General features: G+C 59.4%; 24 protein-coding genes. 9 read left to right on the top strand and 15 right to left on the bottom strand.

What is annotated here, in order from left to right:
- Nucleotides 1-2: 2 nt before the first annotated feature.
- From ACQY6C_RS07995 to ACQY6C_RS07975, 5 genes are all read right to left on the bottom strand, one after another.
- On the bottom strand, nt 3-1085 hold the full coding sequence (locus ACQY6C_RS07995) for a DUF2855 family protein (RefSeq protein ID WP_427967233.1): 1083 nt from the start codon (nt 1083-1085) through the stop codon (nt 3-5).
- A gap of 57 nt (nt 1086-1142) precedes the next feature.
- The gene (gene dnaN / locus ACQY6C_RS07990; protein ID WP_427967231.1) at nt 1143-2270 is read right to left on the bottom strand and encodes a DNA polymerase III subunit beta; all 1128 of its coding nucleotides are present in this window, start codon (nt 2268-2270) and stop codon (nt 1143-1145) included.
- A gap of 159 nt (nt 2271-2429) precedes the next feature.
- Nucleotides 2430-3191, bottom strand: a complete 762-nt coding sequence (fabG, locus tag ACQY6C_RS07985; RefSeq protein ID WP_427967259.1) for a 3-oxoacyl-[acyl-carrier-protein] reductase — start codon at nt 3189-3191, stop codon at nt 2430-2432.
- The gene (gene fabD, locus ACQY6C_RS07980; protein WP_427967228.1) at nt 3191-4129 is read right to left on the bottom strand and encodes an ACP S-malonyltransferase; all 939 of its coding nucleotides are present in this window, start codon (nt 4127-4129) and stop codon (nt 3191-3193) included. The genes fabG and fabD overlap by 1 nt, the downstream gene beginning before the upstream one ends.
- A gap of 39 nt (nt 4130-4168) precedes the next feature.
- Nucleotides 4169-4999, bottom strand: a complete 831-nt coding sequence (locus tag ACQY6C_RS07975) for an LD-carboxypeptidase (RefSeq protein WP_427967226.1) — start codon at nt 4997-4999, stop codon at nt 4169-4171.
- A 53-nt stretch (nt 5000-5052) separates the two neighbouring features.
- Here ACQY6C_RS07975 and ACQY6C_RS07970 point away from each other — a divergent pair, with 53 nt between their 5' ends.
- Nucleotides 5053-6480, top strand: coding sequence for a glutamate ligase domain-containing protein (locus ACQY6C_RS07970; protein WP_427967223.1), 1428 nt, complete (start codon nt 5053-5055; stop codon nt 6478-6480).
- Here the strand turns inward: ACQY6C_RS07970 and ACQY6C_RS07965 are convergent.
- Nucleotides 6477-7127, bottom strand: coding sequence for a glutathione S-transferase family protein (locus ACQY6C_RS07965; protein WP_427967220.1), 651 nt, complete (start codon nt 7125-7127; stop codon nt 6477-6479). The genes ACQY6C_RS07970 and ACQY6C_RS07965 overlap by 4 nt on opposite strands.
- Before the next feature lies 1 nt (nt 7128).
- Entirely contained in the window at nt 7129-8073 is a 945-nt protein-coding gene (locus ACQY6C_RS07960) for a DUF808 domain-containing protein (protein ID WP_427967217.1), read from the bottom strand.
- 196 nt (nt 8074-8269) lie between these two features.
- On the opposite strand from ACQY6C_RS07960, the gene rpsF reads away from it, so the two are divergent.
- The 3 genes from rpsF to rplI are packed head-to-tail and all read left to right on the top strand — an operon-like array spanning nt 8270 to nt 9511.
- On the top strand, nt 8270-8632 hold the full coding sequence (gene rpsF / locus ACQY6C_RS07955; protein WP_427967256.1) for a 30S ribosomal protein S6: 363 nt from the start codon (nt 8270-8272) through the stop codon (nt 8630-8632).
- Nucleotides 8632-8856 carry a 30S ribosomal protein S18 gene (rpsR, locus tag ACQY6C_RS07950; protein WP_119511450.1) on the top strand — a complete coding sequence of 75 codons (225 nt, stop codon included), beginning with the start codon at nt 8632-8634 and terminating at the stop codon, nt 8854-8856. The genes rpsF and rpsR overlap by 1 nt, the downstream gene beginning before the upstream one ends.
- Nucleotides 8857-8869: 13 nt before the next feature.
- Nucleotides 8870-9511, top strand: coding sequence for a 50S ribosomal protein L9 (gene rplI, locus ACQY6C_RS07945; RefSeq protein ID WP_427967214.1), 642 nt, complete (start codon nt 8870-8872; stop codon nt 9509-9511).
- 119 nt (nt 9512-9630) lie between these two features.
- Here the strand turns inward: rplI and ACQY6C_RS07940 are convergent, their stop codons facing one another.
- Complete coding sequence (locus tag ACQY6C_RS07940) at nt 9631-10155, bottom strand: N-acetyltransferase family protein (protein ID WP_427967211.1); 525 nt, start codon at nt 10153-10155, stop codon at nt 9631-9633.
- A 197-nt stretch (nt 10156-10352) separates the two neighbouring features.
- Here ACQY6C_RS07940 and ACQY6C_RS07935 point away from each other — a divergent pair, with 197 nt between their 5' ends.
- Together ACQY6C_RS07935 and ACQY6C_RS07930 are read left to right on the top strand one after the other, a co-directional pair.
- Nucleotides 10353-11792, top strand: a complete 1440-nt coding sequence (locus ACQY6C_RS07935; protein WP_427967208.1) for an AMP nucleosidase — start codon at nt 10353-10355, stop codon at nt 11790-11792.
- A 249-nt stretch (nt 11793-12041) separates the two neighbouring features.
- Nucleotides 12042-12332 carry a hypothetical protein gene (locus ACQY6C_RS07930; RefSeq protein ID WP_427967205.1) on the top strand — a complete coding sequence of 97 codons (291 nt, stop codon included), beginning with the start codon at nt 12042-12044 and terminating at the stop codon, nt 12330-12332.
- A gap of 32 nt (nt 12333-12364) precedes the next feature.
- On the opposite strand, the gene rimK is transcribed toward ACQY6C_RS07930, so the two are convergent.
- From rimK to ACQY6C_RS07900, 6 genes are all read right to left on the bottom strand, one after another.
- Nucleotides 12365-13270: a 30S ribosomal protein S6--L-glutamate ligase gene (gene rimK / locus ACQY6C_RS07925; protein WP_427967202.1), complete on the bottom strand. Its 906-nt coding sequence runs from the start codon at nt 13268-13270 to the stop codon at nt 12365-12367.
- The gene (locus ACQY6C_RS07920; RefSeq protein ID WP_427967199.1) at nt 13267-13755 is read right to left on the bottom strand and encodes an ATP-dependent zinc protease family protein; all 489 of its coding nucleotides are present in this window, start codon (nt 13753-13755) and stop codon (nt 13267-13269) included. Before ACQY6C_RS07920 ends, rimK begins: the two co-directional genes overlap by 4 nt.
- Complete coding sequence (locus ACQY6C_RS07915) at nt 13730-14263, bottom strand: YbjN domain-containing protein (protein WP_427967197.1); 534 nt, start codon at nt 14261-14263, stop codon at nt 13730-13732. The genes ACQY6C_RS07920 and ACQY6C_RS07915 overlap by 26 nt, the downstream gene beginning before the upstream one ends.
- A gap of 5 nt (nt 14264-14268) precedes the next feature.
- Entirely contained in the window at nt 14269-16131 is a 1863-nt protein-coding gene (locus tag ACQY6C_RS07910; protein ID WP_427967194.1) for a M2 family metallopeptidase, read from the bottom strand.
- Between the two features lie 68 nt (nt 16132-16199).
- The gene (locus tag ACQY6C_RS07905; RefSeq protein ID WP_427967191.1) at nt 16200-16661 is read right to left on the bottom strand and encodes a hypothetical protein; all 462 of its coding nucleotides are present in this window, start codon (nt 16659-16661) and stop codon (nt 16200-16202) included.
- A gap of 53 nt (nt 16662-16714) precedes the next feature.
- Nucleotides 16715-17476 (bottom strand): alpha/beta fold hydrolase, encoded by a 762-nt coding sequence (locus ACQY6C_RS07900; protein WP_427967188.1) that lies wholly within the window; start codon nt 17474-17476, stop codon nt 16715-16717.
- Between the two features lie 79 nt (nt 17477-17555).
- Here ACQY6C_RS07900 and ACQY6C_RS07895 point away from each other — a divergent pair, with 79 nt between their 5' ends.
- From ACQY6C_RS07895 to ACQY6C_RS07885, 3 genes are read left to right on the top strand one after another with little or no spacing between them, the layout of a single operon-like run.
- Nucleotides 17556-17999: a MarR family winged helix-turn-helix transcriptional regulator gene (locus ACQY6C_RS07895; RefSeq protein WP_427967186.1), complete on the top strand. Its 444-nt coding sequence runs from the start codon at nt 17556-17558 to the stop codon at nt 17997-17999.
- Nucleotides 17992-19074: an HlyD family secretion protein gene (locus tag ACQY6C_RS07890; protein ID WP_427967184.1), complete on the top strand. Its 1083-nt coding sequence runs from the start codon at nt 17992-17994 to the stop codon at nt 19072-19074. The genes ACQY6C_RS07895 and ACQY6C_RS07890 overlap by 8 nt, the downstream gene beginning before the upstream one ends.
- 10 nt (nt 19075-19084) lie before the next feature.
- Entirely contained in the window at nt 19085-20647 is a 1563-nt protein-coding gene (locus ACQY6C_RS07885) for a DHA2 family efflux MFS transporter permease subunit (protein WP_427967181.1), read from the top strand.
- Here the strand turns inward: ACQY6C_RS07885 and ACQY6C_RS07880 are convergent.
- Complete coding sequence (locus ACQY6C_RS07880) at nt 20644-21309, bottom strand: 2-hydroxychromene-2-carboxylate isomerase (protein WP_427967179.1); 666 nt, start codon at nt 21307-21309, stop codon at nt 20644-20646. The two genes, ACQY6C_RS07885 and ACQY6C_RS07880, sit on opposite strands and share 4 nt — an antisense overlap.

The raw sequence follows: 21309 nt of genomic DNA, 5'->3' as shown, positions 1-21309 counted from the left end.
GCTCAGGGTTCTATGACGATCCCGATTGACGGGTCGATCTTGCCTCCCAAAGTTTCGAGATAGGCCGTACGCGCCGCTTCAAGGCCGCTCAGGCGTTGGATATTGATCGATCCCGCCGCCGCCTTCAGGAAGGTGCGCCAGCTTTCAGCCATCTGCTTGCCCGCTTCTTCCGGGCCCACTTCCTTGAACAGCGCCACTGCATGATCTGGGGCGAAGAACAGCGTCGGCGTAGGCCCGGGCAGGCCCTGATCCGCCCGAAGCCCTGCACCACGCTCTTCGACATGGGTCGCACCGACCAGGCAGGAATATTTGAGATTGTCGCCAAGCGTTTCGTGGATCTGCCTCAGTAGCGCGGCATTGCCCGCAAAATCGACCGAAACGCTGGCCCCTTGTACAAGCATCTCCACGGCATTGTAAGCAAGCACGACGTCGTAAAGCCCGCTTGCTTGAACGAAGTCGACATTGCCAGCGGATGTCAGCCCGACCCTCGCGATATGCGGCGATCGCTGCTTGACCACGCTGGCAAGCCCCATCGCAGTCTTGGATGAAGCGCTGGTGATGACGACGCGCTCTGCACCGAACCAGTCATTCGCGCGCATGAAATATTCGATCAGAAAGCCCGTTTTGAACAGGGGCCCGAAAATCATCCGCTCGCCTTCGCGTGCTGGGTCATGTTCAGGATCGGCCGCGAGTCGGGTGTACTGATTGTAGATCGGGCTCATGGGCTGGCGATGTTCGGTCATGTCTGCAAAGCTGCCCGCGCTGACCCTGCCAGGCACGACATCTAGCTGGCTCGCCATCGGCAGATAGCCATAGACCCGCTCGCCTACCGCAATATCGGGGCATTTGCTTTCGATGACCTTGGCATGGCCCCACATCGGCACCACGCCCCAACCGTCTGGTGCCGGGAAGAAGTTCCAATAGCCGAATGCGTCTCCGATCACGGCATAGGTGACATTGTTGGCAGTGACCGAGAAGCTCTCGATATCAAGCCGTACTGCACCCTCGGCGAGTTCCTGTTCAGGAACCTCGACCAATTGAGTGGTATCTAGCGAATCCTTGCGAACGTGAACCTGATTGGCCATCGTTGGGTCTCCTTTTGAAACCCACGCTAGCCGCTAGTTCCAGCGATTGCGAGTGGGTTAAACCCGCATTGGCATCAGGACATAAAGAGCAGGCGATTTCTCGTCCTTGCGGATCAGCGTGGGTGCGCCCGCATCGGCGAGATGCAGTTCCACCGTATCGCTGTCGATCTGGCTCAGAATGTCCTTCAGGTAATTGGCGTTGAAGCCGATCTCGAGCGGTTCGGAGCCGTAATCCGCCGCCAGTTCTTCCGCAGCTGTGCCGTTGTCGGGCGAGGTTACAGAGAGCGTGACCTTGTCCGTATCGAGCCCCATCTTGACTGCGCGGGTCTTTTCGGTGGCGATGGTCGCAACGCGGTCAACACCTTCGAAGAAGCTCTTGGGATCGACCTTGAGCAACTTGTCATTACCGGTCGGGATGACGCGATTGTAGTCGGGGAATGTGCCGTCGATCAGCTTGCTGGTAAGTACCACCCCGCCTTCTCCGCCCAGCGTGAAGCGGATTTTGCTGGCAGACAGGTCGACCTGGACGCTTCCATCGAGCGATTCTTCCAGCAGTTTGCGAAGCTCTGCCACGGCTTTGCGCGGCACGATCACGTCCGGCATGCCTTCCGCACCATCGGGCCGCTTGAGCGTGAAGCGCGCGAGACGGTGGCCATCGGTCGCAGCGGCCTTCAGTACCGGCTCGTCATCGTCGGTAACGTGGAGGAAAATGCCGTTAAGGTAATAACGCGTTTCCTCGGTCGAAATGGCGAAGCGCGTGCGGTCGATCATTTCCGCCAGCGTTTTGGCCGGAATCTCGAAGCTGGTGGGCAGGTCTCCCTCGACGATCACAGGGAAGTCGTCCCGCGGCAAGGTCGGCAGCTTAAAACGGCTGCGCCCGGCCTTGATCTCCAGGCGGTTGTCGGCAGCCTCGAGGCTGACCTGGCTCCCGTCAGGCAGTTTGCGCGCAATGTCGAACAGCAGATGGGCCGAGACCGTCAACGCGCCGGGGCTCTCGACAGAGGCGGCGGCCATGTTCTCGACCACCTGCAGGTCAAGGTCAGTCGCCATGACCTTCAGCGTCCCGCCCTCGCCCGCTTCGATCAGCACGTTTGACAGGATCGGAATGGTGTTGCGGCGTTCCACCACCGATTGAACGTGAGAGAGACAGCGCAATAGCGTCGCGCGTTCGATTGTGGCCTTCATCTCTACCTACTCTTGTCCCTGTTAGACAATCTGCGTCCGGAATCGCCCGGTAACGCCGGATATTTCGGAATTGACCTTAGCGCGCAGGGCCCATGCGGCAAGTTTGCTGGGAAGTGCGGCTCGATTCCTTGGGGAAAACCATGAAATTCGCGCCAGCCCCTACCCCAGCATGGCCATCCCGCCGTTCACATGCAGTGTTTCGCCCGTGATGTAGCCCGCCTCGCGGCTAGCAAGGAACGCCACGGCAGCACCGATATCCTCGCCCTCGCCCATGCGACCCATCGGGATGCGGGCATTGAGCGCTTCCTTTTGCGCATCAGGCAATTGATCGGTCATAGCGGTACGGATGAAGCCTGGCGCAACGCAATTTGCGGTGATCCCGCGACTTGCCACTTCCTGCGCGAAGCTCTTGGTCATACCTACAAGGCCGGCCTTGGCGGCGGCATAATTCATCTGGCCGGGATTGCCTGTCGCACCGACCACGCTGGTTATGGTGACGATCCGGCCGAAGCGATTCTTCATCATCGGACGCGCAGAGGCGCGCATCAGGCGAAATGCAGCCTCAAGATTGATGCGGATCACATCGTCCCATTCCTCATCCTTCATCCGCATCGCCAGATTGTCGCGCGTGATGCCGGCATTGTTGATCAGGATGTCGATCCCGCCCAGCGTATCGACAGTTGCGGGGATAAGCTCCTCTACCTGAGTGGTGTTGGATAGATCGCAGGTGATCTCCACGTGCTCTCCCTGATCATGTTCGAACAGGTCATTAAGCTCTTCGCGGAAGGAGCGAAGCTTGGAGGCGTTAGAGCCGGAAATGGCCAGGCGGGCACCCTGCTTGGCGAGCGCGCGGCAAATCGCCGAGCCAATCCCGCCGCTGGCACCGGTGACGAGGGCATTCATTCCCTGAAGCGAGTACATCATCCGATCTCCTTGGCGAACGTTTCGATTTCTTCCATCGTGATAAGGCTGACAGTTGCAGCATCACGGTCTATCCGACCGACCATCGGGCCGAGTACCTTGCCGCCAAGTTCCACGAATTGCTCCACGCCATCCGCGCGCATGGCCTGCACACTTTCACGCCAACGCACGCGGCCTGTGACCTGTTCGACCAGCAGATGCTGTTCTTCCTCCGGGTCCGTCACGCGGGCAGCGGTTACATTCGCATAGACCGGCAGGCTGAACTGTCCGGGAGGCGTCGCAGCGAGCGCTTCTGCCATGCGGTCGGCTGCTGGCTGCATTAACGAGCAGTGGAAAGGCGCTGAAACAGGCAGCAGGATGCCGCGCTTGATTTCATAGTCCTTGACCAGAGCGACGGCCCGTTCGATCGCGCCCTTGTGACCTGAAAGGACCACCTGTGTCGGATCATTGTCATTGGCGACGTCGCAGACCTCGCCTTCGGCGGCTGCGGAAGCGAGTGCAGCAGCCTTCTCGATGTCCGCACCAAGCAGCGCCGCCATCGCCCCTTCTCCCACGGGCACGGCGGCCTGCATCGCCTGGCCGCGCAGTTTGAGCAATCGCGCCGTGTCACCCAGTGAAAACGCACCAACTGCGCACAGCGCAGAATACTCGCCGAGTGAATGACCCGCGACACAAGCGCCGTGCTGCGCCAGTGCTATGCCGAAGTCTGCTTCGAGAACGCGCAAGGTGGCAATGGCATTAGCCATGATCGCTGGCTGAGCATTTTCGGTCAGCGTAAGCTGATCATCCGGCCCTTCGCGCATGATCGCCGAAAGTTTCTGCGAAAGCGCATCGTCCACTTCCTCGAACACTTCGCGCGCCGCAGCGCTCGCCTCCGCCAGTTCGGCTCCCATGCCGACTTTCTGGCTGCCCTGTCCCGGAAAGATGAATGCTCTCATGAATGTCTCCTCAACTGGCTCAAGCCAATTGGCGCGCGGTTAACCAGCGGTCGACGGGCTGGCAAGGCCGAAGGGCACGATCCTGTTAGCCGCCATGTGTCCGATCTCCGCTCGGCCAAGATAGGGAAAGCCTGCGCGATCGCACCAGAACTTCGCGATATCCTCCGCCTCTTGCCCAAAGGGAACATAGTTTTCGGGCACATCTGTCACCGCGCCCAATCGCAGCCCGGCAATTCGCGGCAGAGTGTTCGCCAGGTGGAAGAACAGCCGGTCGATCGAATAGAGATGTTCGCTCACCTCCTCGACCATCACGATATGGCCGCTCAAATCCGGCATCATCGGCGTATTGGTGAGCATGGCAAGCGTGATGAGGTTGAACGCGACTGCGGGCGTCTTGCCGTCCAGGCTGGGCTCAAGCCCGCTGCCATCGCCGCTGAACCAGCGCAGCACACGCCGCACGGCCTCTCGCCCGCGTTCGCTCCGCGCGCTGACGGGCATCGAGCCGTGCACAGGCTGTCCCACTCCATTGCGATAGAGAGCCGCGAGCAAATATCCGCAATCGGAGAAGCCGACATAGGTTTTGGATCGCGCTGCGGCATTCATCCTGGCGATGGCAGCTTCGGTAATGCGGTTGGAGCCGTAGCCACCCTTGGCAAACCACACGGCGTCATACGCCGGATCGTTCGCCAGCTCGATTAGCGCTTCGAGCCGTTCAATGTCAGTTCCGGCGAAATGGCCGACCTGGCGGAAGCATTGCTCGTGAAACGTGATCGAATGTTCGGGAAATTCTTCAGCCACCAGCTTCTGCGCGGCATCGGCGTGCTCGCGTGTGATCGGCGTGGCAGGGGCACAAACGGCTATCCTGGTCATGGTGTCACTGTGCCCGCTTGTGCTTGGCGGCACAACTCAATACCGGTTCGCACATGAGCGAATTCCCCACCTATGATGAACTGCTGGCCCGACCCTTCTTTTTTTGCGGTATCGGAGGTTCTGGTATGCTGCCATTGGCGCAGATACTGAAAGGGCGCGGTGCACAGGTTTCGGGATCGGACCGGAGCCGGGATCAGGGGCGCTCGCCAGAGAAGTTTGCGGCACTGGAAGCGCAGGGATTCACGCTTTTCCCGCAGGATGGCAGTGGTATCACTTCCAAGGAGCAGATCCTTGTCGCTTCCGCGGCGGTAGAAGACACCGTGCCCGAGATGGTTCGCGCCAGGGAACTTGATTGCCTGCGCATGACCCGTGCAGAACTCAATTCGATCCTGTTCAACACCAGCGGAGCCGGGGTCGCCATTGCGGGCACCAGCGGCAAATCGACCGTCACCGGAATGCTGGGGTGGATCATGCATTTTGCCGGTCGTGATCCCACGATCATGAACGGCGCGGTGATGAAGAACTTCATCAGCGAGGATCGCCCGATTGCTAGCGCGGTGGTGGGTGGACGGAGCATTTTCGTAAGCGAAGTGGACGAAAGCGACGGATCGATAGCGCTTTATCGTCCGGCTGTCGGAGTGCTGCTCAACGTATCGCTCGACCATAAGAGCATGGAGGAATTGCGCCAGTTGTTTGGCGATTATCTGGGCCGTAGCCGGATCGCGGCACTGAATGCCGACGATGCCGAAGCGCTGGCCCTGCTGCCGCACGCCAAGGAGGTCATCACCTTCGGGATCGAGCAAGAAAAAGCGCAGATCGGGATCGTACCCGGTAGTATTGCCGAAAGTCCGATCCGACAGGCCGCGTTGGTGGTGGACCGGCACGACGGGAACGAGCACGCCCTTACGCTCAACATGCCGGGGCGACACAATCTGTCGAATGCCCTTGCGGCAATCGCGAGTGCGGCGGCGGCGGGCGTACCTGTAGCGCTGGCCGTGGAGGCGCTTGGAAGTTTTGCCGGTCTTGCGCGCCGGTTCGACATTGTCGGCACTTCGCCCAGCGGCATTACGGTGATCGATGACTTCGGGCACAATCCGGAGAAATGCGCGGCAACTCTGCGTACGCTCAAGAGTTCACCCGGTCGTGTAATCGCTTTCTTCCAGCCTCACGGCTATGGCCCGCTGCGCCAGATGGGGCACGAACTGGCGGAAGTCTTCGCCCGCGAATTGGGGCCGGACGACATCACCATCATGTGCGATCCAGTATATTTCGGCGGGACGGTCGATCGCAGCGAAGGAACCGAGCGGATAATCGGATTGATCGAGGAAGCAGGCGGCAAAGCCGAACATATCGCTTCGCGCGAGGATTGCGGCGCGCGCATCGTCGAACTGGCGCGGCCGGGCGACAGGATCGCGATCATGGGCGCGCGCGACGATACGCTGACCACATTTGCGCGCCAAATTCTTGAGAGCCTGAACTAAATCGCCGCTGGTCCGGCTGACTCACGTTCTTCTGCGCGTCGGAATCCGTCGCGCTGTTTGAGGCGAGCGCGATATTCCTTGAGGGCATCCGGCACACCCTCGTCCAGGCCAATCTTCTCCGCGAGGATCAGGGCATAGCCACAACAAATGTCGGCAACGGTAAACCGATCACCGCAAAGGTACTCGCGCCCAATCAATCGTTGTTCGAGCTTTACGAGACGCTTCCAGAACCATCTGGCGTAGGCGTGGCCAGCCTCCTCAAGTCCCTTATCCTTCTCAAACAGCGAAAACCGCATGAAAACGGTTTGGGGAAAGGTGATCGTGGCGTCGGCGTGATAGGTGAAGTCAAGATAATAAGCATAATCCGGTTCACCTGGCGCAATCACCAGATTGGTCGAGCCGTTCTTGCTTGCGAGGTAATGCGCGATGGCGCAGCTCTCGGTCATGTGCACGCCGCCTTCATCTGGCCCATCGACCAACAGCGGAACGGTGCCGAGCGGGTTCCGCTCAAGATACTCAATCGCCATGAAACGAGGCGGGAACGGCAGCAGTTCCAGTTCGATTTCGACGCCGGCCTCTTCCGCTGCCCAGGTGGCGCGAAACCCACGCGATCCTGAACAGGTATAGAGGACCGGCTTTTCGCTCATCTCAATGCGTGCCCAGCTTGAGCACTTTGTGCAGCAGGAACGCGATCACCGCCCCCAGCGACAGCCCGAAAAGCGCCGACAATCCCGCGTAGCTCGCCCAGCCCAGCACTCCGCCAAATGCGCCGGTTGCATGCTCGACTGTGTGCTGCACTCCATGCGCCCATTCCGCCGGTAACGTCAGCCCCAGTTCCTCCAACCCATGAAGAATGATCCCGCCGCCGACCCACAGCATGGCAACTGTACCGATGGCCGACAAAGCCACGAGCAGCCGCGGCATGGCGTGCAGCAACATCGTCCCCACTCGCTTCGCCAGCCCATTTTCGCGCTCGCACAGATGCAGTCCGACATCATCCATCTTCACGATTAATGCGACGGCTCCATAGACCAGCAGCGTTATTGCGATGCCCACAGCGGCGAGCGCGGCTGCGCGGACCCAGAAACTGTCCGTCATCGTTGCGATCTCGTTCAGGGAAATCGCCATGATCTCTGCCGAGAGGATCAGGTCGGTGCGGACTGCGCCGCTTACCCGTGTGCGTTCGAACTCCTCAAGATCTTCGATTGGATCCTCGAGAGTCTCGCCGTGATGCTTTCCGCCAAGCTTCTCGATCACCTTCTCGGCGCCTTCATAGGAAAGGTACGCCCCGCCGAGCATCAGAAGGAAGATGATCGCCACAGGCAGGAACCAGCTGAGCAGCAAGGCCCCCGGCAGCAGGATCAGTAGCTTGTTCTTCAGGCTGCCCTTTGTGATTTTCCAGATAATCGGCAGTTCACGCGCGGGGCTGAGACCGGTGACGTAATTCGGCGTAACCGCCGCATCGTCGATCACTACGCCGGCTGCCTTTGTGCCGGCCTTGCCTGCGGCAACGCTGACATCGTCGATCGAAGCCGCAGCTGTTCGGGCGATCACCGAAACGTCATCTAGCAGGGCAACCAATCCACCAGGCACGCGTTTCTCCTAAGCACAGCAGGTCTTCCGGCCTCCCTTGCCCCTAGCATCGCAGCACGACAAGCCTTGCATTCGCCGCGATTCCCGCTATGTGCGCGCCTTCCTCAGGTTTCACCTGGGGAAACAAGAAAGCCGGAGGGGCCCCCGCACGGTGTGGGACAAGCCAGCGATCGGCATGGAAGTGAAAGGAAGCGAGATGGCTCTCTACGAGCATATCTTTCTCGCGCGTCAGGACCTGAGCCAGGCCCAGGTTGACGCGCTTGCGGCAACTGCCACAGAAATCGTCGAACAGAATGAAGGCAAGGTTACCAAGACGGAGACCTGGGGCCTCAAGTCCCTCGCCTACAAGATCGACCGCAACCGCAAGGCGCATTTCGTGCTCCTCAACATCGAAGCCCCTGGCTCGGTGGTCGAGGAACTGGAACGCCAGACCCGCATCAACGAAGATGTGATCCGCTACATGACCATCCGCGTGGATGAGCATGAAGATGGCCCTTCGGTGATGATGCGCAAGAACGAGCGCGATCGTAAGCGCCGTTCGGATCGAGGAGACGACTGATGGCTCGCCCGTTTTTCCGCCGCCGCAAGTCTTGCCCCTTCGCTGGCAAGAATGCGCCGAAGATCGATTACAAGGACGTGCGCCTGCTTCAGGGCTTCATGTCCGAGCGCGGCAAGATCGTGCCGTCGCGTATCACCGCCGTATCGGCCAAGAAGCAGCGTGAGCTGGCCAAGGCCATCAAGCGCGCTCGGCACATCGGCCTGCTGCCTTACATCGTGAAGTAAGAGGAGAAAGACCATGGATATCATCCTCCTCGAACGTATCGAGAAGCTGGGCACGATCGGTGACGTCGTCACCGTGAAGGACGGCTACGCCCGCAATTTCCTGCTCCCGCAGAAAAAGGCCCTGCGCGCCAACGAAGCCAACAAGAAGGTTTTCGAAGCGAACCGCGACCGCCTGGAAAAGGAAAACGCCGAGAAGCGTACCGTCGCCGAAAAGCAGGGCGAAAAGGTTGCAGGCGCCGAGGTCGTTCTGATCCGCGCGTCGTCCAACGCCGGCCAGCTTTACGGCTCGGTCAATGTTCGCGACATCGTGAACGGCCTTACCGAAAAGGGTCACGAGATTGACAAGAAGCAGGTCGTGCTGGGTCATCCGATCAAGACCATCGGCATGCACGACGTGACCATCGCTCTGCACCCCGAGGTGCATGTGACGGTCAAGGCCAATGTCGCCCGTTCGGACGATGAGGCCGAGCTGCAGAGCCAGGGCGTCGACGTGCTTGCTCAGCTGTTCGAAGAAGAGCAGAAGGAAATCGAGGAAGCGGCCGAAGCGAACCGTATCGCTCCGAACCTCGAGCCGGGCGAAATTCCGGCCGAACTGCTCGAAGAGCGTGCTGAAGAAACTGCCGAAACAGAAGCCGGTAGCGAGGAAGATGCCTGAGACAGGCTATCTGACAATCTGCCAGCGAAAATGATCGAAGGCCCGCCCCTCTAGCGAGGGAGCGGGCCTTTCTCTTGCTGGTCAGCCTGCCTGAGTACGGCGTTCCGAGCAGTGGCTCGCTAGCGGAAGGATTTCGCCAACACCACGAGGCGCGGGTCCCCGTCCATGGCGCGCGGCGTGAAACCCTTTTCTCGTTCTAACTCGATCGCTGCGTGGTTCTCGCGGTCTTCGATCGCAATCACTTCGCGCGCTCCGCGTCGATCCGCTTCGTCTGCAAGAAGATCCAGCATCGCCCAGCCTACGCCTCTTCCGCGATAGTCGGACCGGACCGAGATCGCCACTTCAGCGCTGTCCATTGTCTTGTCGCAGGCCAGCATTCCGAATCCGGCCAATATGCCCGTCTCTCTATCGAACGCCAGGAAGCCTTCCGTGCGGAAATGATCGACCGTTACCATGGGCTCGAGCAGGTAATGCCCGACGTGACCTACCGCAGAGAGAAAACGGAATCTGCGATCCTCGTCGCTCACCTTGTCGAAGAATTCCTCCAGCAGCGGTTCGTCTTCGGGCGTAACCGCCCGGAATTCCAGTTGCACACCATTGCGTGTTGTCGCTGTGCGGCTGCGGTCGATTGCGAGAGTTCCCATCTGTGATGCTCCAATTTCGCATTGCGTCTGTCGCCATGCTCACAGCCATATCGTGTTGCATGAGACGCAACACCAATCGAAATTTCGCAAGAGATGTTGCGCTAATTCAATGTTCCAGTTCACTGTTTGCCGTTGCAGATACCCAGAAGATCGAGCGCAATTCTTGAAATGTCGCGCAAAGGCGTTAGACGCCTTCCATGCAGACCTTTTCCAACATTATTGAAGACCTGAACCGGGTTTACGACACGGCCGTTTCCACTCTGCGCGAGGATATTCTCGCCTATGCCGCCAGTGGCACTCTGCCCCCGGCCCGCAAACGTACCGATGGCAGCTATGCCTATCCCGAGCTGAGGCTGATTTTTGGTGGGAAGGGAGAACCTTCCGACATATCGCGCGCTTTTGGCCGGTTGGAGCAGCAGGGGACCTACGCGACAACAATCACGCGACCGGCGCTGTTTGAACGCTATCTCAAGGAACAGCTCGAGCTAATCACGCGCGACTATGAAGTGAGGATGGAGGTTGTGCCTTCACGGCAGGAAATCCCATTCCCCTATGTCCTTGATGGCGAAGCCGGGGCCGCCATGGTCGGAATCTCCCCACAGGAGCTGGCCGAACATTTCCCGGCAACCGATCTTGCGCTTATCGGTGATGAGCTTGCGGACGGGCACGAACTCGATGTGCCCGAAATCGATATGCCGCTCTCACTGTTCGACGGGCTGAGGACCGACTATTCGCTCGCGCGTCTGGCCCATTACACCGGCACCAGGACGGAAGACTTCCAGAACTTCATCCTATTCACCAACTATCACCGATATGTTGATGAATTCGTGGATTGGGCAGCGGGCCAGATTGGCAATGACGGATTCACTGGGCTGACCGGTGCTGGCGGCCTCGAGATCAACGGCTCGGTCGAGAATGCCCGCGCGCAGCTATCCGACACAGCCTGGCGTCGGCACCAGATGCCCGCCTATCACCTGGTACGTGAGGATCGTTCGGGTATTACGCTGGTCAATATTGGCGTCGGGCCGTCCAATGCGAAGACCATCTGCGATCACCTTGCGGTCCTGCGGCCGCATAGCTGGCTGATGATAGGCCATTGCGGCGGACTGCGCTCGAGCCAGAAGATCGGCGATTTCGTGCTCGCGCATGCTTATTTGCGCGACGATCATGTGCTCGACAGCGTGCTCCCACCGGAAATCCCCATCCCGCCCATCGCCGAGGTCCAGCAGGCGCTGGCCGGTGCTGCGGAGGAAGTGTCCGGCACGCAGGGCGCCAATCTGAAGCAGCGCATGCGCACGGGAACCGTCGTCACTACCGATGACCGGAACTGGGAACTGCTCTATTCGAGTTCGGCCAAGCGCTTTTCGCAAAGCCGCGCCATCGCGATCGAGATGGAAAGCGCGACCATCGCGGCGCAGGGCTATCGCTTCCGCGTGCCCTATGGGACGCTGCTATGCGTCAGCGACAAGCCGCTCCATGGCGAGATCAAACTGCCAGGACAGGCGAACCAGTTTTATGAAGAGGCAATTGCGGCCCACCTTCAAATGGGCATCGTCGCATGCCGCAAGCTGCGCGACGAAGGTGACCGGCTGCACAGCCGCAAACTGCGCGCCTTCAACGAACCGCCGTTCCGGTAATCGCTAAGGCAAGTCTGGTCCCGAATTCGACTCGGACCGCGGAGCGTTGATCCCGCACTCCCTGAATTGGCTGGTTGGAATCTCGCATCATTCGGCACCCCAGCAATTTCCACTGCGTGACCTATTCAAACTGGGGCCGCTCAGGAAGTTGCAATGTTCTTACCAACAAGGGCGGAATCGTCGCATGAGCATCGCGCGCGTGATATGCTGTCCTCTTGGATGGGAGTCCTTTCCAATGGGAGAGAGACCATGACAAGGCTGGTGGTAATTGCAGAGGTGGACGACCAGGCCCGGTGGGAACAAGGCTTCAAGTCGCACAAGGATCTGTTTCGCGAACTGAGGGACCAGAGCGGCATTCACAGCCCCGTCTTTTTCGGCAAGTCGAGCGGCGACAGAGTTGTTGTCATCGAGGATGTCGATGATGGAGCGACCGCCCTCGAGGCCTTCAATTCCGAACGGAACAGGAAAGCCATGGCGGAAGACGGCGTAAGGGTCGACACCGCGCAGGCGTTCCTGGTCGATCAGGAGATGGCGTTCTAACTTCGGACAGACTTCGCACAGGGCGGCAGTTATTACCCCTTCCCCTTGGTACGCGTCTTGCCCGCCCTGGCATTGTCTTCGATGAACTTGATGATCATTCCGGCCACGTCCTTGCCGGTCGCCTTCTCTATGCCTTCAAGGCCGGGTGAGCTGTTGACCTCCATGATCACCGGGCCGTGATTGCTGCGCAGCATGTCGACACCGCAGACGTTGAGGCCCATGCGCTTTGCCGCGCGCACGGCAGTTGAGCGTTCTTCAGGCGTGATCTTGACGAGTTGAGCGCTGCCCCCGCGATGCAGATTGCTGCGGAAATCGTCCGGCGCGCCGGTACGCTGCATGGCGGCCACAACCTTTCCGCCGACCACCAGAGCGCGAATATCCGTCCCGCCGGCTTCCTTGATGAACTCCTGCACCAGGATATTCACATTGGCGCCACGAAACGCCTCGATGACTGACTTCGCGCTCGAAGTCGTCTCGGCCAGAACCACGCCGATGCCCTGCGTTCCTTCGAGCAGCTTGATAACCACGGGAGGGCCGTTGACCGCCTTGATCAGCTCCTCGGCCTGTTTCGGGTCGTTGGCATAGGCGGTGAGCGGCAGGCCGATGCCATGCTTGGCCAGGATCTGCATGCTCCTGAGCTTGTCTCTGCTGCGCACGATGGCGACGCTTTCATTCAGCGGCCAGACCCCGCCCATTTCGAATTGCCGCAGCACGGCGAGGCCATAGTTCGTGATGGAAGCGCCGATGCGCGGGATGACGGCGTCATAACCCTTCAGCGTCTGCCCTTCATAGCTGATGGTTGGGCGATGGCTGGCGATGTTCACGGTGCATCGCAGCGTGTTTAGGATATCAAGCGTGTGCCCCCTCGCCTCTGCCGCTTCGACCAGGCGCTGGTGCGAATAGAGCTTCGCATTCCGTGCGAGCATCGCGATCTTCATTCTTGAGTTCCCTGACCGAGCAGGCGGCGGCGCTCTTCGCGGTTCGACTGCAGGTATGAACGCCCCGAATCGACCATGAAGCGGCTGCGCAGCGCTGTCCTACCGATCAGAATGGGAAATTTCATGTCAGATCTGTCAGCCAGGCTGAATTCGGCCCGAAATTGGTGTTCACCGATCGACAGCCTGGTCTTGATGATGAGCCTTTCCTGCGCTTCGCCGTTGGAACTGGTGATCGTGCGACGGTCCACGCGCGGGCATTCGCAAACGGCGGGAGCGCCGTCCCCGCCCCCGAGGTCGAGCAGAAAGCGCACCCAACGGCGGCCATCTCTGTCGAAACGCTCGACTTCGGATGCGTGAAGCGAAGAGGTTCGCGCTCCCGTATCGATCTTGGCAGGGATGCGGACATCGGCGAGGTCTGGCAACGACACCAACTCTCGCCAACCGACGTTCTCCAACGCCCTAGTCCCTGTCTTTTGCCTCGTCATCGGCTTGCTCTGCCTCGAAGACGGTCACTGATATATTGTCCAGATTCTCCGAGAACCGGCGCATCGCCGAAATGAAATCGAAGCGCGACATTCCCCGATCCATCTGGATGTCCCAGGAAACCCAGGGATCGCCATCATCGTCCAGCGAAATACTCGCAAAACGCCATTCCTTGACGATGTCGAGCGCAAGTTCTGGTGGCATCGGATCCTTGCGGTCAAACCCCACTATCAGCCTGAGCGATTCGCAGCCTTCATGCGTTTCCTCGTCGCAATCATAGAACTGGATCGAGCCGTCCCAACCGAGAAAATCGATCGTGATTTCCGGATCGCCAATCTTGTCCTTGCCCAGTGTGACCTCGTAACCGGCCTGATCCAGCACCTTCACCAGATTTGCCGGATCGTTTGCGCTGACCAGTTCGGTTTCGTCCTGGTCCATCGCTGAAGCCGGAATGGCCGCAGACAGCGCCAAAGCCAGCGTCAGTGCGCCGGAAATCGATTTCCCACTCATGTATCTTACCATCCCTGCGGTTTGCCCTTGTTCTGCTCATCGAGCCAGGCCTTCAACGGAGCGAAATATTCGACCATCGCCTTGCCGCTCATCTGCCGCTCTCCCGTGAAGGCCTCAAGCGCATCGGGCCAGGGCTTGCTGGCGCCCATCGCAAGCATGGCGTTGAGGTTCTTGCCCACTTCCTTGTTGCCGTAGAACGAGCAGCGGTGAAGCGGACCCTTCCAGCCCGCCTGGTCGCAGGCGGCCTTGAAGAACTGGAACTGCAGGATACGCGCGAGGAAATAGCGCGTGTAGGGAACATTGCCGGGCACGTGATACTTCGCGCCGGGATCGAAGGCGTCGGGTCCGCGCGGAACCGGCGGGACGATTCCCTGATACTGATAGCGAAGCGTCGTCCACTGCTCGTTATAGTCCTCGGGCGCGACCGATTCGTCGAACAAGCTCCAGCGATAGCGATCGACCATCAGACCAAATGGCAGGAAGGCAACCTTGTCCATCGCCTGCCGCAGCAGCAGACCGATATCCTTGTTGGCGCTCGGCACGTCCTTCTTATCGAGCATGTCGATCTGAACCAGGTATTCGGGCGTGATCGACAGCGCGATCATGTCTCCGATCGCTTCGTGGAAGCCATCATTTGCGCCGCTAAGATAGAGGAATGGCTTCTCGTTATAGGCGCGCTGGTAGTAGTTATGGCCCAGCTCGTGGTGGATCGTCGTGAAGTCATCTGCATTGGGTTTGATGCACATCTTGATCCGCAGATCGTCGACATTGTCGATATCCCACGCGCTGGCATGGCACACCACCTCCCGATCGCGCGGTTTCACAAACTGGCTACGCTCCCAGAATGTTTCTGGAAGCGGCGCAAAGCCAAGCGAGGAGAAGAACTGTTCGCCCACCTTGACCATGTCGGTTTCGGAGAGACCCTTCTTCTCGATCAGATCGGTCAGGTCGTAACCGATATCGCCCGCCCCTTCGGGCGCGACCAGCGGGTAGATATTGCCCCATTCCTGTGCCCACATGTTGCCGAGCAGGTCAGCACGGATCGGGCCGGTCGCGGACTGGACTTCGTCGCCATATTTCTCGTTCAGCTTCGACCGGACATAGGTGTGGAGCGCGACATAGAGCGGCTTCACTTCCTGCCACATACGCTCCGTCTCTTCGGCGAACTGGTCAGGGTCCATGTCATAATTCGAACGCCACATTGAACCGAGATCGGCGAATCCCAGCTCCTTCGCACCTTCGTTGGCGATGGAAATCATGCGCGTGTAATCCTCGCGCATGGGAGCGCCGACATTATCGTGCCAGCTCGACCACATTTCCGCATATTCAGCGGGTGTGTGGTCAAGATTGCCCATCTCCGCCTCGATGTCGGAACCGTTGATCTCCTTGCCATTGAGCGTCCCGCGGCCCTTGCCATAGGCAGAGCCCAGGCGGGTTGCGATCTCGTTCAGCTCGGTTGCCGCGCCGTCACGCGCGGGCGCGGGCATCACAATGCCGTTGCGCAGGATATCGAGCTTTCGGGCAACGTCGGGATCGAGGCCCTCGACCTCTGCATACCGCGCCGCTTCGGTGGCATATGCGACCGCCTTTTCTGTTGCCGTGGCGCCATATTTCGCCGCAAGCGCATCGCTGTCGTGCATGATGTAAGTCGCATTGATCCACGCAATGCGGCTGAACTCGACCGAGAATCCGAAAAGATCCTTCTCGACCATCGCTACCCAATCGGCTGCACCCTGCGGCGTCAGCGGATAGGGGTCGGTTTGCTGCTGCTCAGCCGCTGCCACAGTCTCGACTGCGGTATTCTGCATGGTCGTGCAGGCACCAAGCGATGCGGCGAGCGCTGCAAGAGCGACGGGAGCGATTTTCATATGCGGGTTCCCCTGTGAGAGATATTCGGTTTCTTTCGTTACCGGTTTGGACCGGCGGGCTGCGGGAATCAAGCGGTTGGGCGAACCCGGCGCTTCAGGATCAAGCCCAGCAGGACCGCGAAGAATGTGACGAGGAATGCAACGATTTTGATTGGCCTGACCGTAGCGGCGAGACCGGCAAGAGAATCGTCTCCACGCATGGCGCTGAGCTGGATGAACTGGGAGATAGTCTCGGTGTAGTCCGTGACCACAAACAACACCGCTGAAATAACTGCGACAATTCCGATGAAGCGCAGCAGGCCCACTCCCAACCTCGACAATTTCAATCCACCCAGAAATGAACCGATCCCGAATATGCCGATGAAGCACAGGTCAGAAATCATGGCTATGCGCGCCTGTCCCGCTTGCCCGGCATTGGCCCAGGCACGCTGAATCCGGTCGACTTCGGAGGCGGTCGCCGCTGCCTGATGATCGAGGATGCCGCCCGGCACTTCGGGAATGTTGAGCGGCAATCCCAAGATGATCGTCACTCCGAAAGCCAGGATTCCCCCAATCCAGAATAGCCAGAATCGACGCCCCATAATCATTCTCCCTCCGTCAGCCAGTTTGCGATCGCTTCGCCCATTTCAGGCTTGGTAACCGAACTCATATGCGTACCCGGCACTTCGACATAGGTCGCGTTGGGCAGCAGGTTGGCCAGATCCTGCGCCGAACCATTGTCATGGTCCTCGTCTCCGCAAACTACCAGCGTAGGCATTGTCACGGTCTGCAATCTCTCGAGATCCATGTCCGGCATTGTCTCGAGCAGCATGCGGGCGGCAGTCCGGTCCACGCCTTGCGATTTCAGGAACTGTTTTGAAAAATAGGCCGGATCGCCTTGCTTGATGTCGTCAAATTCGTCGATCACGCGTTTGAAGAAGGAGGAGCGCTTCTCCCATTCGCCAAGTCCGGCCGTGCCCATGCCGCCGATGACCAAGCGTGCCGGTTGCAGCACACCCTGCGCCACGCCGTGGAGCGACGTCCGTGCGCCAAGCGAGAATCCGCCCAGATCATAGTCATCCGCGCCATGGTGTTCGATCAGCGCCACGACATCCCTGACCAGCACATTTTGCGGATATTTTGCGGGATCTTGCGGAGCGTCGCTTTCTCCATGGACACGAAAATCGAGCATCACCACTTTGTAGCCTGCGTCGGCAATGCGCTGCGCATGACCCCACTTTATCCAGTTCATATCAGAGCTTGAGAAGAGGCCATGGAGCAGGATGAAGGTCCGCCCTTGCCCTATCGTATGGACAGCCAATCGAGTGCCGTCAAAGGAGGTGAAGTGTTCGGTCGAGAATGTCATTTCAACAGGCTAGCTGCGATTTCCGGCCACTGCCAGACTTCACTTGCAGATTATAAGTGCACTTATTATATGCGCAGCTATGATCCATGAACTTGGCTATCGTCTGGCTGATAACTCGCGGCTGCTGCGGCGTCTTTTTGACGATCGCGTTCGCAGCCTGGGGCTGACGGCCGCACAGGCTCGCCTGCTCCTTTCACTCCATCGTGAACCGGGAAAAAATCAGGCCTTCTACGCCGAAAAGCTTGAGATCGAGCCGATCACTCTCACCCGGATCGTCGATAGGATGGAGGACGCTGGCTGGGTCGAACGCAAGCCCGATCCCAGTGATCGTCGGGCGCGAATGGTTCAACTGACGACGAAGAGCCACAACATCGTTTCGCAACTTCGGGATAAGGTGGAAAACATGTTCGAGGAGGTCCTCGATGGATTTAGTGAGGATGACAGGAGGTTATTGGGCAGTCTGCTCGATCGCATAGGGAGCAACCTCTACGCTGCACGCGATATGGAACTGACCAATGGCTGACGTTGACCCGCAGATGGAAACCGAATTGGCCGAACAGGCCGACGCGCAGGCCAGGCATCAGCCGGAGCGAAAGGGCGGGAAGCGGCGGCGCCTGGTTATCATGCTGGCTGTTCCTTTGGCGCTGCTGATTGGCGGCGGGATTTACTGGCAGAGCCAGATAGGCAAGGCATCGACCGACAATGCCTATGTCCAGCAAGACAAGGTTTCCGTTTCCTCGCAGGTCGGTGGCGAGATTGTCGAAGTATTCGTCAAAGACGGGGACGAGGTTGCAAGCGGCGATTTGCTGTTCAAGATCGATCCCGAACCCTTCAAGTTGCAAATCGCACAGGCCGATGCCGCGATTGCGACGGCGCAGGCCAACGTCACTGCTCTGGCGAATTCGAAAGATCTTTCGGGCGTGGACATCTCTGCTGCCCGCGAAGATATTGCCTTCGCGCTGGCGACTTTGGAGCGGCAGCAATCCCTGTGGGACCGGGGTTTTACTACCAAGGCCGATTATGAAGCCGCACAGCACGCGGTCGAACAGGCACGGGAACAGATGCGCCAGGCCCAGGCCAAGCAGACAGCAGCGCGCGCCAAGCTTGCGACGGGCGCCGCGGTACCCGGTATCAACCCGCAAGTGGCGGCGGCAAAGGCTCAACGTGCAACGGCAGAGCTCAATCTGAGGCGGACCGAGGTTCGCGCGCCAATGGCGGGTCGGATCGCGCAAGCGGATCGCCTGCAACTCGGGCAGCAGGTGGTCCCCGGCCTGCCCGTCGTCACGCTGGTCGAAAGCGGCTCGTCCTATGTCGAGGCCAATTTCAAGGAAACCGATCTCGCTCACATGAATGTCGGCCAGCGGGCCAGGATCCAATTCGACGCCTATCCCGAGCTTGAACTAGAAGGCCATGTCGCATCGATCGGTGCGGGGACGGGTTCGGAGTTCTCCGTCCTTCCGGCACAGAACGCCACCGGCAACTGGGTGAAAGTGACGCAGCGCGTGCCCGTGAGAATCGCTATCGACGAGAAGAGCCCGCGTCCCCTGATCGCCGGCATCTCGGCGGAAGTGACTGTCTATACCAGCGAGAAGAAGTAGCTCGCGCTCCATGGCTTCAAGTACAGCCAGCCCTGATGCGCCCAGAGGCGGAGCGGTAGTCGCCGGACAAGACGAGGATGTCCCTGTCCATCCGGTAGAGAATACCGGGATGCTGATTGTTGGCGTCCTGCTCGCGTCAGGTATCCAGATCCTCGACACAACCATTGCGAATGTGGCGATCCCGCATATGCAGTCGGCACTCGGCGCGACCGTGGATACGGTCACCTGGGTGCTGACGAGCTATATCATAGCGTCGGCCATCGCTATGCCGGCAACGGGCTGGCTGGCGAACCGGATCGGATCGCGCAATCTCTTCCTGGCATCGGTAAGCAGTTTCATCCTGGCTTCGATGGCTTGCGGCATGGCGCAGAACCTTGAGCAGATGGTCATCTTCCGTGCGATCCAGGGCGTTGCTGGCGCTTTCCTGGCCCCGCTTAGTCAAAGTTCGCTGCTCAATGCCACGCGCCCCAGCAAACATCCGCAAATGATCGCATTATGGGGCATGGGGGTAATTATCGCGCCAATCATCGGGCCGATAACGGGAGGTTGGCTAACCGAAAATCTCAACTGGCGTTGGGTCTTCTATGTCAACGTACCATTGGGCGCGATCGCGCTGGCCATGTTGTTCGCGACATTGCCCGGTCATCGCGAAACGGCTCGGCGGTTCGACATGTTCGGCTTTGCCATGATTGCGCTGGCCCTGGCGGCACTGCAGATGATGCTCGACCGCGGGCATTCGGTCGATTGGTTCGATTCCTGGGAGATCTGGATCTACGCCGGGGTAATTCTGTCCGCGGGGTGGGTGGCCGTGGTGCATCTGGTGACGGCAGCGAACCCGCTGTTCGACCGGAAATTATTTCAGGATCGCAATTTCACCATAGGGCTTGTCTTCATGGTCGCACTTGGCGTCGTCATGTTGGCGAGCATGGCGTTGCTGCCACCCATGTTGCAAAACCTGTTTGGTTACGGCGTGATCGATACCGGCATGGTGTTGATGCCGCGCGGTGTCGGCGTATTCATGAGTATGCAGGTCGCTAACCTGCTCACGCGTAAGGGAGTGGACCCGCGCGTCATGGTGATGGCGGGCTTCATGATTATTGCCTTTTCCCTGTGGGAGATGGCGCAATGGTCCTTGCAGGTAGATACAAACCACATCGTCAGCACCGGCATTGTTCAGGGGCTGGGAATGGGTCTGTGCTTCATCCCGCTCAATATCGTCGCCTTTGCAACGCTTCCGCCGCAACTGCGGACCGAGGGATCAAGCCTGCTCAACCTGTTTCGCTCGATCGGTTCGTCCATAGGTATCTCTCTGGTTACGGCAGTATTGGCGCGGAACATTCAGGTCAGCCATGCCGATCTCGCCAGCCACATTACAAGCGCTGCGGGCAATTCGATGATCGATGTGGCGACAATCGACCGCTACCAGTCTGTCGGGGAAACCGCGCTTGCCATCGTGAATGGTGAAGTGACGCGACAGGCAGCCATGGTGGCCTATGTTGACGACTTCTGGATGATGATGTGGGTCACGCTGGCAGTGGTACCCTTGCCACTGCTGATGAGGCGGCACCGCTAGCCGGGATTGCACTGACGCGGAGCAAGTCCCTTCTGTTCCATTCGCCATTTCGCCATGTCGATCCGGTCCTGGCCGAAGAATGGTTCGCCTTCGAATACCAGCGTCGGCACACCCCAGTGGCCTGCATCCTCTAGCGCCTGCTGGTTTGCAGCGATTTCGGCATCGAGAGCTTCGGCGTCGGCCGCAGCTTCTGCTTCCAGCTCGGCAATATCGAGTCCCGCGCGCCTGACAGCCCCCGCCAGGTGCTCACCTTCGTGCCAATCGTCGACTTCGCCCGACCAGATCACGCGCGATACCTCGTCCGCAAACTCAAGCCCAACGCCCCGGCGAGCCGCCGCCTGGCCCATCCGCACGAGCCGATGGATATAGGGCTGCTCCTTTGCGATTACGCGGGTCGTCAAGTCCTGGATTACGGGGTCCGGCCGCGGCCAGCGCATTGGTATCCCGAGCATCTGCGAACTGCGGAAAGAGTCGAGGAAAATATATCGCCCGGCCAGCTTGTTTCCTTCGGCGAAGAACTCCGGCTGCCGGATCGCCAACGGATAGACGGGCTTGAGCGCAATCTCGAGGTCATAAGCCTCGGCCATCGCGCGGTATCGACCGATCGATAGGTAGCTATAGGGCGAACGAAAGCTGAAATAGAGGTCGGCGCTGAGCGTCAT

It is taken from the genome of Altererythrobacter sp. (genome assembly GCF_050299635.1).
Classification (GTDB): Bacteria; Pseudomonadota; Alphaproteobacteria; order Sphingomonadales; family Sphingomonadaceae; genus Erythrobacter.
This window is presented reverse-complemented; position numbering and strand designations above follow the sequence as displayed.

Excerpts from the sequence above, each read along its gene's own strand:
- ACQY6C_RS07995 (WP_427967233.1), bottom strand. The coding sequence starts at position 1,085 with ATGGCCAATCAGGTTCACGTTCGCAAGGATTCGCTAGATACCACTCAA.
- dnaN (WP_427967231.1), bottom strand. The coding sequence starts at position 2,270 with ATGAAGGCCACAATCGAACGCGCGACGCTATTGCGCTGTCTCTCTCAC.
- fabG (WP_427967259.1), bottom strand. The coding sequence starts at position 3,191 with ATGTACTCGCTTCAGGGAATGAATGCCCTCGTCACCGGTGCCAGCGGC.
- fabD (WP_427967228.1), bottom strand. The coding sequence starts at position 4,129 with ATGAGAGCATTCATCTTTCCGGGACAGGGCAGCCAGAAAGTCGGCATG.
- ACQY6C_RS07975 (WP_427967226.1), bottom strand. The coding sequence starts at position 4,999 with ATGACCAGGATAGCCGTTTGTGCCCCTGCCACGCCGATCACACGCGAG.
- ACQY6C_RS07970 (WP_427967223.1), top strand. The coding sequence starts at position 5,053 with ATGAGCGAATTCCCCACCTATGATGAACTGCTGGCCCGACCCTTCTTT.
- ACQY6C_RS07965 (WP_427967220.1), bottom strand. The coding sequence starts at position 7,127 with ATGAGCGAAAAGCCGGTCCTCTATACCTGTTCAGGATCGCGTGGGTTT.
- rpsF (WP_427967256.1), top strand. The coding sequence starts at position 8,270 with ATGGCTCTCTACGAGCATATCTTTCTCGCGCGTCAGGACCTGAGCCAG.
- rpsR (WP_119511450.1), top strand. The coding sequence starts at position 8,632 with ATGGCTCGCCCGTTTTTCCGCCGCCGCAAGTCTTGCCCCTTCGCTGGC.
- rplI (WP_427967214.1), top strand. The coding sequence starts at position 8,870 with ATGGATATCATCCTCCTCGAACGTATCGAGAAGCTGGGCACGATCGGT.
- ACQY6C_RS07940 (WP_427967211.1), bottom strand. The coding sequence starts at position 10,155 with ATGGGAACTCTCGCAATCGACCGCAGCCGCACAGCGACAACACGCAAT.
- ACQY6C_RS07935 (WP_427967208.1), top strand. The coding sequence starts at position 10,353 with ATGCAGACCTTTTCCAACATTATTGAAGACCTGAACCGGGTTTACGAC.
- ACQY6C_RS07930 (WP_427967205.1), top strand. The coding sequence starts at position 12,042 with ATGACAAGGCTGGTGGTAATTGCAGAGGTGGACGACCAGGCCCGGTGG.
- rimK (WP_427967202.1), bottom strand. The coding sequence starts at position 13,270 with ATGAAGATCGCGATGCTCGCACGGAATGCGAAGCTCTATTCGCACCAG.
- ACQY6C_RS07920 (WP_427967199.1), bottom strand. The coding sequence starts at position 13,755 with ATGACGAGGCAAAAGACAGGGACTAGGGCGTTGGAGAACGTCGGTTGG.
- ACQY6C_RS07915 (WP_427967197.1), bottom strand. The coding sequence starts at position 14,263 with ATGAGTGGGAAATCGATTTCCGGCGCACTGACGCTGGCTTTGGCGCTG.
- ACQY6C_RS07910 (WP_427967194.1), bottom strand. The coding sequence starts at position 16,131 with ATGAAAATCGCTCCCGTCGCTCTTGCAGCGCTCGCCGCATCGCTTGGT.
- ACQY6C_RS07900 (WP_427967188.1), bottom strand. The coding sequence starts at position 17,476 with ATGACATTCTCGACCGAACACTTCACCTCCTTTGACGGCACTCGATTG.
- ACQY6C_RS07895 (WP_427967186.1), top strand. The coding sequence starts at position 17,556 with ATGATCCATGAACTTGGCTATCGTCTGGCTGATAACTCGCGGCTGCTG.
- ACQY6C_RS07890 (WP_427967184.1), top strand. The coding sequence starts at position 17,992 with ATGGCTGACGTTGACCCGCAGATGGAAACCGAATTGGCCGAACAGGCC.
- ACQY6C_RS07885 (WP_427967181.1), top strand. The coding sequence starts at position 19,085 with ATGGCTTCAAGTACAGCCAGCCCTGATGCGCCCAGAGGCGGAGCGGTA.
- ACQY6C_RS07880 (WP_427967179.1), bottom strand. The coding sequence starts at position 21,309 with ATGACGCTCAGCGCCGACCTCTATTTCAGCTTTCGTTCGCCCTATAGC.